Raw genomic sequence first — 12,291 nt, 5'->3', positions numbered from 1 at the left:
AAATTAAATAAGATAAATAACTTAAATTACATATTGATCAGGCCATTATTATTCTGATTTAAATCTTTTATTAACTGAATAAGTAACTGAACCAGAGTATCAAAATGGCTATTATCCTGACGAAAAGTCTCTAATAAACGAGAAACACTGCTATTCACCGAGTTTTTTTGGGCATCAATCGCGGTTTGGAGACTTTGGAACTGTTGTGTCATAACATCTTCGCCACTCCACCCAGCAGGAGAGTTTTTGATAGCTAATAAAATTTCTCTGATTGGCTTAAAATCTGGATAAACTTGTATCTCATTCCCACTTTTTTTAACCGTGAATCCTTGTCCTGATAATTTTTTTTCCCAAAAACTAAATTCAACATTGATGTCCGAACCCGCTTTAATTGTATATAAAGGCGGAGTTTTCGTACCATACTCGCTAGAATCTAGAGTACTAAGATAATCTCTCATCTTATTTTTACTGTGGGTATTCTGATCCGTTGGGTTTTTCTTACCAAGATTTTCACCCCACATTTCGCAATATTCTGTTAATAATTGACTTTCAGTATATGAAGATGACGTGTAAAAGGATTCGTAATCAGAATATGAAATACCTGAATATTTTGATATGGCTAAATCAAACTCCACCATGAACTTTTTTGGGGTGAAATGTATTTTACCATCACTACCGGATTTAATACTGTCGCTCAACTTACCTAATGCGGTATTCACATCTTGCATATATTTCGTAGAGGCTTTAACGATTTCGCCATATGTTTTCTGGTAATCCCCGTGGATTTTTTCAATTAAGTCTTGTGTTGCCTCAATATGACTACGACCATCTTCAACTGGTTGGGGGATCCGCCGAAACTGATCAGATGAACGTTCCATCTTCCTTATCATTACGCGGTATTGCTCTTGGACATCATCAACATTACCCGAAATGACATTTGGACGAAATGGGGCTTCATCCACTGGCGCCCCCAACTGTAGCGCCAACTGAGCACCTTGCTGGTAAACATCTAAAGATGGGTCTAATACCAAACCTTTCTCAATAACGGGAGAGGTGTTCTGAACATCTACATGCTTAGTAGCTGGCGCATTAACTGACGCCCGCGGATTTAAATGTATTGGTGTGATGATTTCCATCGTGACTTAGCCTCTTACCATACTTTGGAAGGTGCGCAATTGACTTTCACGGATTTCACGCAGGTACTCAATCATCTGTTTAACCAAGTCTAGGCTTTTATCCACTTGCTTATCCTTGTCCGCAGAGACGGTACGCGCCATATCAGCAACAGATTGCTGAGTCATTTTGTTAGCTTCTTCTGATTTTACATTCACCTGATTCGCCGACGTCACCATTTGACCTGCATTATCGGACATGCGGGAGCCTTGCTCTGCAATCCCTATCTGAGTACGTGTTTTGTTCATGACGCGCTCATGCTCATCGCGCTCAGCTAATCCTAATTTATTGGTACGCTGGGCCGCTTCAGCACCTCGCTGATTAGCCAGTGCTTGCTGCGCAGGTGTCGCTTGGTCCGCCAGCTCCACTTTTACGCCGTTTTTAGTTTTTAATTCAAGGGAATTATTTTTAGGAGATGACAGTGTACTTGCATTGAGCTCATTTAAACGATCCGCAGCGGAGCCATTTTGGTTTGCTCTGACTAAATTGTGCTTAATTGACTGATTCTGTTTATGCAGTCCTCGAGCTTGAAAAGCCGTTCCTGCCGCAGTAATGGCTAAAGACGTGAAAAAGCCAGTCAGTGCACCATTGAACATCTCCTTGCCTTCTTTAATGGTCGAGTCAGCTGCCGCTTCAACCATTTTCGCATTCAGCGTTAAGAAATCAGCACTGATACGACGATCCGATATATTTAGCTCGGCAACTACTTTGCGTACAATTTTGAGTAATTCCAGCATAATATCACTGCTGATAATGCCAACGAATTGTTGCTCTTTCACTCCCTCAATTGATTTAGCCGACTTTTTATCTGAGTCAATCACATTTGAGTTTTGTAGCAATGTATTGAAGAAACTACTGCCTATTATCACTTGAATGGCTAGAGCGATTTGTTTGTAATCAGTCTCATCAAGTTGCTGATTATTTGCTAACACCTGATTGAGCGTTTTGCTCTCTTCGGTAAAGACTTTCTCTACTGCGTGTTGAGATTGCTCTGGTGTGATTTGAATAAAGCTGGATAAATCACTTAATAACGTATTTTTTTCCACTTCCCCCAACGTTGATAATGCAGCGTGTATTTGGGGTTCGGTCATCGTGGATGTCGGTACAGGTAAGATAGGTTTTTCAACAGCACTTTCAGCAAAATTAGCTGAAATGTCGTGGAATTGAACGTCCCGGCGCACTCCATTTGTTGTAAACAATTGAGTTTTAAGCTTAAGCGCAAATTCAGCGTCATTCTGTTGAGCCTGTGTAAGTAAATTTGATGATTGAATCAAAATCGCCATATAAATATTCTCCAAAAATTTAAGCGAAACGAGCTGCTTTCAGCATCTCGGCTTTAGAGTTGTTTGATTGGTTAAGAGCGGTCATCATGCCTCTGAACATTTCATCCAGTTGCTCATAGTTTTTTGATAGGGATTTGATTAATTCATCTAGCAATGTAGTTAATGCCTGAATAGTTTCATTATTCAAGATCATGCCTGCTAGCATCTCTTTCATATCGCGCATCTGAGCCGCGGCTTCTAAACGTAATCCCCCGGATGTTGTTACATTGGCAACAGAAAGACCCGCACCCGCTCCTTTCATACCAACTTCTAAACGAGCCATATTGACGCTTTGATTTTTCCCTGTAGACGCCGCTTTTTGCGTCGTCTTAGCGATATCTTTTACATCATCAAGTTTGTCAGCAACTTTGGCTAATTTGGCCGAGTCACCCACTTTGACCATTTGCCCGCCAAGGGATATATAATCAGAGGATGCATCAGCGGTTTTCGCGATATTTTGAACATCGTCGAATTTATCGGCAACTTTGGCTAATTTGGCCGAGTCACCCACTTTGACCATTTGCCCGCCAAGGGATACATAATCAGAGGATGCATCAGCGGTTTTCGCGATATTTTGAACATCGTCGAATTTATCGGCAACTTTGGCTAATTTGGCCGAGTCACCCACTTTGACCATTTGCCCGCCAAGGGATACATAATCAGAGGATGCATCAGCGGTTTTCGCGATATTTTGAACATCGTCGAATTTATCGGCTAACTTAGAGAACTTGGTCAGTTTAACCATCTCATCTGCACTATCCGCAACTGACTGCCCAACTTTTGTACCTTTAGTGGCAATATTTCCCAATGCATTAGTGAAACTTTGTGGCATGGATTTAATGGCGCTCTTTAATAAGGTACCGACATTCTTTGCCAACATTTTAGTAACGTTACTAACTGTATTTGCGATGTTTTTGGCAAATGATGACATAGAAAGCAAAGAGATTGCTAAGAATGCAATGGCCGCCAACACCATGCCGACAATACTGCCTATCTTCTTAGCTTCTTCTTCCGGAACACCAAAGGTAATCAGCATATCGGTCACGGCACTGGAAATTTCGGCTGCAAGCATTTGCATCAAGCTTCCATGACCCGTTTCCTCTAGCACAATGTCAGCAATTGACATTGCAACACCAATAGCGGCAATCGCTAATGTTAGCGGAGCTGCTGTACCAAATGTTGCCACTGTGGCAATGACCGAAACAGCTAGCAGCACATAGCTAAAAATTTTACTGGCACAAGATGCCGCTTTGTTGGCATCTGCCGCTTTACGTTCGGCTTCTGCCGCTTCTTTGGCTTTTTTATCTGAATCTTTACGAGAGGCTTCACTGATTGTCATCATCAGCTCTTCTTGCTCTCTCATATTGCGAACTGAATCTTCATTCATCGCTTTTTTTAATTGAGCCGTTAACATCGTTAGAAGCGCAAGCGTGTTTTCCCATTTTTCACCATCAACATTCGTTTGCAGTGGTGCGGTCTCTATAAATTGATTTAATTTTTGACGATCTTCATCAGCAGTTGCCGCTAACTTTGTGGAATCACTCAGCAATGAATCTAATGATGAATTTAGCTGGCTAATCTCATTTTTGAGCACACTAAGTTCGGTACCCAGTTCTGTAATGTTTGACTCTAATGTTTTTTGCTGTTGGGTGATGAGCTTTATTTCGCTTGAAAGCTGCGTAATACTCGCTTCCAACATCACCTCTTGGTTATGAACTTCTTCGGTATAAGGTTTTGGAGAAGAATTCAATTGACCTAATGCTGTTTGGCTTTTAGCTAACTTAGCGCTTAGCTCAGTAAGCTTCCGTTCATTACTGGCAAATAGAGATTTGCTATTTGAAAGTTGGTTAACAAGTTCATTAGATTTAAGGTTAAGCGGCTTTAGCTGAGCCTTTTTTTCAACCACTTTGTCATGAGCTTCATTCAGTCGCTCAGTAGAGCCAGAAAATGATTTTAATAACTCAGCACCTTGCTGACGCAGAGATTCTGATTCAATATTCAATAACTGTAGACGGTCATTTAATTCACTAATATTGCCTTCGTGTAATAACTTGCGAATAGAGGAAAACGTTTCAAGCAGTATCGCATTCGCGTTAAACCCGTTGCCTTGCTGAGCCTCTGGAGACATCTTCATTGCCGACATTTTGGGTTTGACTAGTTTGGGAAGATGTTCTGAACCCTGACGCTTCATTTGTTCTGAAGACACCAGCTCAGCACATGCCAATTCTAAGGCTAATACCGCTTTTGCGCTCGCTTCGCCCAATCCCAAAGGATTATTCCCTTGTAAGAAGGTGTGAATATTATTAATTCGATCATTACCTGAAGCGTTACTGATGCCCGGCATGGTGACTTGACTCATGGTATTTCCTTCTTTAAGTATTAGAGTCCGATAACTCTGATGGCTCTGCTTTTTCGAGATTTGTCTTTAAAGCACTCAAATAAGCCTCTGATTTTTTCTTTAAATCTGCATCAAAACTGTTTTCAACTACGCTTTCAAAACAGTGAATTGCCGCACTGCTCTTCTTTAGCATCAAATTGCACTGCCCTGCATGGAACAATGGTCGGTAATCATTTTTCGCCAAAACAAAGGCGAGTGCGTATAATTCCGTTGCTTTCTCATAACGTTTCGTTAATTGATAAACAGCCGCTAATCCCATGACATAGTCAGTGTTATAAAAATCGTAAGTACTTAAAAAGCGAAAGAATGTTTCCGCTTCTTCTAATTTTCCTTGCTGATAAAATTCATAAGCATAAGCATAAATACCATCCATTGTTGTCTGTGGAATACCATGAATATCTTTATATGTTGCACCATCCATAAGTGCGCTTGTAATTCCGTCTAGTAATGCTTCCATGTCAATCTGTGTATTTTCTGTTTCAGTATGATTCATATTTTCACCTCGTTATTAATACGTGATATATGATGCAAACTGCTCTGTTGCATCATAATTAATAAAATTTTCCATTTCTTATAAAAAACGATTCAATGCATGAATAGTTTATTCATGGCACCATCGATTCATGATGAAATTAACCGCTCCAATGCTTCATCAACATTTATTCCTAATTTTTCTAATTCCACGCGAATCAGCCAATTAATTATTTGCATAACATCCTGCAATCCATTTTCATCAATAAAGCTATTTTTTTTATAATTTCGCCATATTTGACGAGCCAAAATAATGTCTCTTACTACAGGTACATTCTGTTGCTCTGCATATTTAATAACGGCTTTCGCTTGCACCCCACGTGTTTTTAACATTAAGAAAGGTAGTGGTGCGATATTCGAATCATAATAAATTAACATGGCAATATGTGTCGGATTTGCCATAACGAACGTCGAGTTTTTAATATTTGATTTCACTTCCTCTGATAGTATTTCTTGGTGTAGTCCCTTACGTGCACTTTTAATATGAGGGTCACCTTCATTATCTTTGTGCTCTTTTTTGACTTCCTGTTTTTCCATTTTTAGGTTTTTAATAAATAAGAAAAACTCAGCAATTGCATCCACCAACACAATAATGATCGCTACCGCGAGAAAGACAAATACAAATATAATACAAAGACTTACCCACTTATCTGTCATGCCATTGATCGTAGTACGGTATAACATAAAAATTTCGTGCCGCCACACCACAAAAAAAGTGGCCGCGGAAACGCTAAAGACCAACAAGTACAAAATGGCTTTAATCAGTTCTTTAAGCGAATTTAAAGAGAATATTTTTTTAAATCCGGCAATTGGGTTTAATTTTTTAAAATCGAGTTTGATTGCTTCGGTCGCTAATCTAAATCGACTCTGTAATAGTGAAATAATGGTTCCTGATAAAAAACAGGCAATCAAAACAGGCACCACTATACTCAAAAATACTTTTGAGAACTGCCAAAGTAAATTATCGATATAAATATCATGTGGGTTTAATAATAATTTTTTCATTAACCCACCCAGTTCATATAAACTGGACATTCCGCCAATAACAAATGCACCTGTGACTAATACAATCGCCGCTATGGTGTCCTTACTTTTATAGCTTTGTCCTTTTTTGGCTGAATCTTTTATTTTCTTGTCGGTAGGCTTTTCTGTTTTTTCAGCCATAACACAGCCTCATAATTCCGCATCAGTAATCACTAAGGCGAATGAAAAATAGTTTTTAATGGCGACATCGAAATCATATTGACCAATATATCCGGAACTTCATTTTGGAAATAAAGTAAAAACACAATAAAAGCGATGATCGACTTAATTGCCAAAGACAATGAAAATGCATTTAATTGCGGACAAAAACGGGAATATAATCCAAGTGCCACTTCCGAAATAAATAGCGTCACAATAATCGGCGCCGTTAATATCACACCATTCACCACTGCCTTATTTAACCATTCCCCTAACGGCAAACTATTAAATGAAGTAAACCCATGGGCAAAGGGCAATAATTGGTAGCTTTGTGCAAATACGTTGGCGAGTTGGTACATTCCCCCTTGCGCCAAAAACACCATACACACGATATAACTGATAAATACCGCTAATTCAGAGGCTTCCGTACCACTTGCTGGGTCTACAATACTACTAATGGTTTCCCCCCGCTGGGTATCTATCAACTCGCCGATAACATTGGCAATCATAAATGGCAGCCCTAAAATCAGTGCCAATACAATGCCAATACTGACTTCGTAAATAAAAACCTCACTGAGGCTGATTTCATCCCAATTTATTTCGCGGGCGGTAAGATAAGGCCACATCCCTAACGCCAAATACGCGACGACACAGTTTTTAATGATCCCGCCATTGAGCAATTTATTACTCAAAAAAGGCAAAAAAAACATGACAGGGGCAATACGCAACCACGCAAATGCGACTTTCACTAGCCCTTGCTGAAAATTAAAATACAAGGACGACGCCAATGAGAGCATCTCCTGATTCATCCAAATAACCCTATCGCTGGCAAAGCGGTTGTCATGACTTCAATGGCGTAATTCATCACTTTATCCGCCAGCCAACCTGAAATCATAAACAAGGAACCAAACACAGCTAATAGCTTGATACCAAATGGTAACGTCTGTTCCTGAAGCTGGGTCACGGTTTGTAAAAGCCCCACTAACAGCCCCACTACCGTCGCCACAATCACGGGAATAGCCGACAATATGACGATCAACAACATCGCTTTATTACTGACATAAATGATTGAATCCATTTTCTATTCCCTTACGTCAATGTTGTGCGAGTTCGAAATACTGCATCACCAACCCTTTCGAAATCAGTGACCATCCATCAATTGCCACAAACAAAATCAATTTCACTGGCACTGAGATAGTCACGGGACTCATCATCATCATACCGAGTGCCAACAGAATGCTTGAGATCACCAAATCGATAACCACAAACGGTAAATAGATATAAAAACCAATTTCAAACGCAGATTTAATTTCACTCAATGCGTAGGCTGGTAGTAATGAAAATAGCGTTGGCGCCGCTTGCTCTTCTTGCACCTCGGCTTCCGTTTTACCCTGCTGAATAGACTCGAAGAAATTTACTAATTGAGGATCGGAATATTTCACTAAGTAATCTTTATAACGCCCTAGCCCGTTATCAACGAAGTTGTCGATGGATTCCACATTGCTAAAATCCACGCTTTCGTGGCGCATATAATTGTTCACATCTTGCAGCACAGGCATCATCACAAAAATGGACAGTAGTAAGGCAATACCATTGAGTGCCATCGTTGAAGGCACTTGTTGTACTCCCATCGCATTGCGCACCATAATCAGCACAATCGAAATTTTTAGATAGCAAGTTCCAGCTGCAATAATAAAAGGCAGAAGCGTGGAAAAGGCGATAAGGACTAATAAAGGTATTTCATTCGGAACCGTTGGCATGCTTATAACCTTTTATCACCTAAGCTTACCAAGCGCTTAATTTCTAAGCCTAATTCGTCACTATCACCAATATAGGTCAGCTCGCCTTCTGCGATCAGTTGTTTGTTCGCATACACCTTCACTTCGCGTTCTTTATTTTCACCAATTGAGTAGACTGCCCCTGGCTGGAGCGAATTCAATTCCTCTACACTGATGTCTGAATGACCCAATACAAAGGTCAATTTGACCGTGAGGTCGTGTAAATTAAAAGGACGAACAGTTTCATCAACAAACTCCTCTTCCACCGCAGAAGCTATCTGTTCGTCATCTGCTGTCATTAACTGTTCAATCATAAAAATGCCTTCTTGTTGTTTTTGAAAATGGGCCAATACACGCCCTGCAACGGTCATATCTAATTGCAATTGCTGAATACGCAGCACATCGCCAAGCGCGATAGACTGCAAAGTTTTACTACTGATATGGCTATAACCTAAAATCCAGTCGGCTTGCAGCTTAAGCTGCTCGACTACCCCGTTTTGCGCCTTACGCTCGGTTAGCCCTTCAATAGGCTCAGCTAACAACACAATGCCAAGTTTCTTTTCTTTCACCGTGAACCTTGGTTGTTGGAGCTGTTCATCATCAATAATCTCGACATCATGACAACGGAATTGCTCGGAGAAGAACGTCTTTCCGGTATTTTCATAAGTAAAAATTTTGCATAAGCTTTTGGTATCTAAGAGATTCCATGCATAGTGAGCCAAATTAGGCCAGCGGTGACGGCACCATTCTTCAGCATTTATCAGCACTTGAGTTTTTTGCTTTTTACTGTGTAGGGTGACTTGAAAATAGCGTTCTCCAACCTTGGGAATATGCATGTCTAAGTCCCATTGAAAACGCTGCTGCCACTCTCTCACCTGCTTTTCTCGGTGGCTAATTCGATGAATGTTTAGCATTAGAACTCCTCATCTTGCTGATGCTGTTGCTGTCGTTGACGCTGTTGACCTTCCTGCTCTTCACGTCGGATCACCATTTTTTGTTCACCTGTCCATAAATGCTGGTTGTCTTGCAAAGCCTGCTGAACTTCATGGCTTAGCGTTGATGCCACCACCTGATCTTTGTTGGCGCTCGCTAAAGCAAAAGAGACCGTTGGTGCATTTTGCCATTGGCTAAAGGTGTAGCTCAGGGTGCGAGAAGGCACCGTTTTGAAACTTTCACTCTCGGAAGCTGCCATCAATTCAGCAACTTTGCTTGCCATGGAAGAGGCTTGCTGCATATGTGCTGGGGTTTGGGAAGCTGAAGCTTGAGAAGTAGGAGTTTGGGGCATCACAGTCAGTGATTTCTCCCCCATCTCTGCACGCACTTGCGCGACGATATTTTTGGTAATATCCATTTCATCCGGTTGAATCACTTCTGATTTTTCAATATTGAAGTTTTTCATATCAGGAAAATGTTGAGGTGCAGGACGCTCATTTGGTACAGGACGCTCATTTGGTGCAGGTCTGACGTCGTGACTCGTAGAGGCATTCAGCCCCTTAACCTCATGTTGAATTTGCATGCTAGGTTCAAAAGAAGACTGAATTTCACTCACTAAATTCGATTGACCATCACGCAGAGGTGACTTCAATACAGCGATATCCACGACTTCAGTCTGCTGCGCTAATGGGACGCTCATCCATTGAGTTTGCTTTACGCTTGTCGGATTATCTGACAAAAATCGAGCGGCTTTTTGTTCCATAGCTTTTGTTTTAACGGTTTTCTTGTCCGCCAATTGACTGACCGATACCGTCCCAATATTGGCGTTAAACGTGACCTGTGGAATATCGTTTTCACTCACCATGTGCCCTAATGAGTCATCGGGTTGTGCACTTAGCGAATGATTTGCTTCGCTATTGTTTTTATCTGAGCCATACTCTGCAGAGAGAAATGCCATTTTCCCACCAGAGTGCATGTGCTGGATTTGAGTCGGCAAGTTCAACAGAACGGGTACCGCCAACTCTTCTACTGGTTTTTTAAGCTTTTTATTATTACCAGTCACTTGAGTCAGTTTTTTTTGAACAATATCCTGAGCAGCTTTTTTGACTGAATGCTGCTGCCCGCCTTCCTTTTGAAAACCCGTTTTTTGCTGATCATATTGTTGATGATGAAAACCTAGCGATGAACTTTTACCTTCCATCATGGAATTAAATTTACTTTCACTAGGCAGTGATTTTATTGTCGACATGAACAAACTGCTCCTCAATTTCATTTTGTTGCTGGCGCTCTAATTTTAACCACTGCGCCCTACGTTGTTGCTTGAGATATTTTCGGAATTTCTCGCACTTATTACGCAAAATGGACGTCTGTTCAGTCATTTGCTGCTTCAATAAATGATACTTAGATAATTCAGCGTCGATGTTTTCTATCTGAAATTCACATTGGGCGATTTCTGATAAAACCACGGCTTTTTGCCGTTGACGTTCCCAAAAATCCATTTGAGTTAATTCTTCAGATTTTTCATACATCCCCACCTGTAGAGCTAATATGGCAATCCGTTGGTGAATATCTTGACGCTGTTGCTGCAACTGCAAAATGGCGTGTTTCAGCTTGCTTTGCTCTAACTGCACTCTTTCGAGACGCTTTTCAGCCAGCGTTAATAATTGATTAATCATCAGGATGCCAAATGGTGTAATCGGGCTAACATCTCCTCAAAGCCCTCTGACTCATCCATGTTTTGTTGTAAGAAATGATTGATATCCTGCTGTTTATCTAAAGCACGGTCATTTTCTTGGCTTTCACCTCGCTGGTATTCCCCTAATTCGAGGTACAGCTTTATCTGCTCTAAACGAGATAAATTTTCACGAATATCGACAGCAAATTGGCGATGTTCCGGCGTTGTCACCTTCTGAAAAACACGGCTAATACTGTGCAAAATATCAATCGCGGGGTAATGTCCTCGCCCCGCAAGTTTGTGACTGAGATAAATGTGCCCATCCAAAATAGAGCGAATTTCATCTCCAATAGGGTCGGCTTCTTCCTCGCTTTCTAATAACACTGTGTAAAACGCAGTAATAGAGCCCTGTTTTACGCGCCCTGGGCGTTCGAGTAATAACGGGAGTTGCTCGAAAACAGAGGCGGGATAACCACGGCGTGCAGGGAGTTCCCCTGCTGCGAGTGCCACATCGCGCAATGCCCTTGCATAACGGGTCATTGAATCGACATACAATAAAACCTGTTTTCCTAAATCACGGAAATATTCCGCCATCGCTGTCGCCAACAAGGCGGCATTACAACGCTCAATCGGCGGGCTGTCGGAGGTGGCATACACTAAAATGGTTTTATCCGCATGGGGGGACTGCTTGAGTTCTTCAATAAACTCAATCACTTCTCGCCCGCGCTCACCAATCAATGCCACAATATGAATATCCCCGTGAGCGTGATTGATCAGCATGTTCATTAATGAAGTTTTACCGCTACCCGCCGCGGCAAAAATACCGATACGCTGACCTAACCCGCACGTGAGCAATCCATCGATAGCACGAATTCCTGTGACCATCGGTTCATTGACTGGGCGGCGTTTATTCACACTCACTGGAGGATTATCGATGCGTTGCAGCTTAGTTTTTAACTGTGTAATTTCGCTATTTTTCTGACTTAATGCGCCTTCTAATTCCCCTGCTGCATTAAAAATATTCCCAGCCAGATGCTCTCCCATTTGAAATACAAACGGATAACCACTTGGGCGAATAACCACTTCACGAGTGAGGCCCTGAGCTCGACCAATTAGGCTCAGTACCGTTAGCCCTTCTTTGAAGCCTATCACTTGCGCTTTGGCGATAACTTTTGGCTGTGCCAATGACTGCTCAATAAAGCAGATCTCGCCAATAAATACGCCATCCAATGGGGCTTCAATCAGGCATCCATGAATGCGCACAGGATGTGCGCAAACGTCAAAAATTTTCATCATCAA

Annotated in this window: 12 protein-coding genes; all 12 read right to left on the bottom strand. The window is 41.4% G+C overall.

Features of this window, described 5'->3' with window-relative positions:
* Positions 1 to 26: 26 nt before the first annotated feature.
* Positions 27 to 1,136 (bottom strand): hypothetical protein, encoded by a 1,110-nt coding sequence (locus GKR48_RS01060; RefSeq protein WP_154626304.1) that lies wholly within the window; start codon positions 1,134 to 1,136, stop codon positions 27 to 29.
* Between the two features lie 6 nt (positions 1,137 to 1,142).
* Positions 1,143 to 2,456: an IpaC/SipC family type III secretion system effector gene (locus GKR48_RS01055; RefSeq protein WP_154626302.1), complete on the bottom strand. Its 1,314-nt coding sequence runs from the start codon at positions 2,454 to 2,456 to the stop codon at positions 1,143 to 1,145.
* Between the two features lie 19 nt (positions 2,457 to 2,475).
* Complete coding sequence (gene sctE / locus GKR48_RS01050) at positions 2,476 to 4,854, bottom strand: type III secretion system translocon subunit SctE (protein WP_230088551.1); 2,379 nt, start codon at positions 4,852 to 4,854, stop codon at positions 2,476 to 2,478.
* A 13-nt stretch (positions 4,855 to 4,867) separates the two neighbouring features.
* Positions 4,868 to 5,386, bottom strand: a complete 519-nt coding sequence (gene sicA / locus GKR48_RS01045) for a type III secretion system translocator chaperone SicA (protein WP_154626300.1) — start codon at positions 5,384 to 5,386, stop codon at positions 4,868 to 4,870.
* Positions 5,387 to 5,514: 128 nt separating this feature from the next.
* Positions 5,515 to 6,588 carry an EscU/YscU/HrcU family type III secretion system export apparatus switch protein gene (locus tag GKR48_RS01040; RefSeq protein WP_154626298.1) on the bottom strand — a complete coding sequence of 358 codons (1,074 nt, stop codon included), beginning with the start codon at positions 6,586 to 6,588 and terminating at the stop codon, positions 5,515 to 5,517.
* Positions 6,589 to 6,620: 32 nt separating this feature from the next.
* The gene (gene sctT, locus GKR48_RS01035; protein WP_154626296.1) at positions 6,621 to 7,415 is read right to left on the bottom strand and encodes a type III secretion system export apparatus subunit SctT; all 795 of its coding nucleotides are present in this window, start codon (positions 7,413 to 7,415) and stop codon (positions 6,621 to 6,623) included.
* The gene (gene sctS, locus GKR48_RS01030; RefSeq protein ID WP_036949954.1) at positions 7,412 to 7,684 is read right to left on the bottom strand and encodes a type III secretion system export apparatus subunit SctS; all 273 of its coding nucleotides are present in this window, start codon (positions 7,682 to 7,684) and stop codon (positions 7,412 to 7,414) included. Before sctS ends, sctT begins: the two co-directional genes overlap by 4 nt.
* Before the next feature lie 16 nt (positions 7,685 to 7,700).
* Positions 7,701 to 8,366, bottom strand: coding sequence for an EscR/YscR/HrcR family type III secretion system export apparatus protein (locus GKR48_RS01025; protein ID WP_036949952.1), 666 nt, complete (start codon positions 8,364 to 8,366; stop codon positions 7,701 to 7,703).
* 2 nt (positions 8,367 to 8,368) lie between these two features.
* Positions 8,369 to 9,298 (bottom strand): FliM/FliN family flagellar motor switch protein, encoded by a 930-nt coding sequence (locus tag GKR48_RS01020; protein ID WP_154626294.1) that lies wholly within the window; start codon positions 9,296 to 9,298, stop codon positions 8,369 to 8,371.
* The gene (locus tag GKR48_RS01015) at positions 9,298 to 10,566 is read right to left on the bottom strand and encodes a SpaN/EivJ family type III secretion system needle length determinant (protein WP_154626292.1); all 1,269 of its coding nucleotides are present in this window, start codon (positions 10,564 to 10,566) and stop codon (positions 9,298 to 9,300) included. Before GKR48_RS01015 ends, GKR48_RS01020 begins: the two co-directional genes overlap by 1 nt.
* Positions 10,541 to 10,993 carry a hypothetical protein gene (locus GKR48_RS01010; protein WP_154626290.1) on the bottom strand — a complete coding sequence of 151 codons (453 nt, stop codon included), beginning with the start codon at positions 10,991 to 10,993 and terminating at the stop codon, positions 10,541 to 10,543. Before GKR48_RS01010 ends, GKR48_RS01015 begins: the two co-directional genes overlap by 26 nt.
* Complete coding sequence (sctN, locus tag GKR48_RS01005) at positions 10,993 to 12,285, bottom strand: type III secretion system ATPase SctN (protein ID WP_154626540.1); 1,293 nt, start codon at positions 12,283 to 12,285, stop codon at positions 10,993 to 10,995. The genes GKR48_RS01010 and sctN overlap by 1 nt, the downstream gene beginning before the upstream one ends.
* Between the last annotated feature and the right edge of the window lie 6 nt (positions 12,286 to 12,291).

Origin of the sequence: Providencia sp. wls1943 (genome assembly GCF_009706275.1) — a bacterium.
Taxonomy (GTDB): Bacteria; Pseudomonadota; Gammaproteobacteria; order Enterobacterales; family Enterobacteriaceae; genus Providencia; species Providencia zhijiangensis.
This window is presented reverse-complemented; position numbering and strand designations above follow the sequence as displayed.

Excerpts from the sequence above, each read along its gene's own strand:
- GKR48_RS01060 (WP_154626304.1), bottom strand. The coding sequence starts at position 1,136 with ATGGAAATCATCACACCAATACATTTAAATCCGCGGGCGTCAGTTAAT.
- GKR48_RS01055 (WP_154626302.1), bottom strand. The coding sequence starts at position 2,456 with ATGGCGATTTTGATTCAATCATCAAATTTACTTACACAGGCTCAACAG.
- sctE (WP_230088551.1), bottom strand. The coding sequence starts at position 4,854 with ATGAGTCAAGTCACCATGCCGGGCATCAGTAACGCTTCAGGTAATGAT.
- sicA (WP_154626300.1), bottom strand. The coding sequence starts at position 5,386 with ATGAATCATACTGAAACAGAAAATACACAGATTGACATGGAAGCATTA.
- GKR48_RS01040 (WP_154626298.1), bottom strand. The coding sequence starts at position 6,588 with ATGGCTGAAAAAACAGAAAAGCCTACCGACAAGAAAATAAAAGATTCA.
- sctT (WP_154626296.1), bottom strand. The coding sequence starts at position 7,415 with ATGAATCAGGAGATGCTCTCATTGGCGTCGTCCTTGTATTTTAATTTT.
- sctS (WP_036949954.1), bottom strand. The coding sequence starts at position 7,684 with ATGGATTCAATCATTTATGTCAGTAATAAAGCGATGTTGTTGATCGTC.
- GKR48_RS01025 (WP_036949952.1), bottom strand. The coding sequence starts at position 8,366 with ATGCCAACGGTTCCGAATGAAATACCTTTATTAGTCCTTATCGCCTTT.
- GKR48_RS01020 (WP_154626294.1), bottom strand. The coding sequence starts at position 9,298 with ATGCTAAACATTCATCGAATTAGCCACCGAGAAAAGCAGGTGAGAGAG.
- GKR48_RS01015 (WP_154626292.1), bottom strand. The coding sequence starts at position 10,566 with ATGTCGACAATAAAATCACTGCCTAGTGAAAGTAAATTTAATTCCATG.
- GKR48_RS01010 (WP_154626290.1), bottom strand. The coding sequence starts at position 10,993 with ATGATTAATCAATTATTAACGCTGGCTGAAAAGCGTCTCGAAAGAGTG.
- sctN (WP_154626540.1), bottom strand. The coding sequence starts at position 12,285 with ATGAAAATTTTTGACGTTTGCGCACATCCTGTGCGCATTCATGGATGC.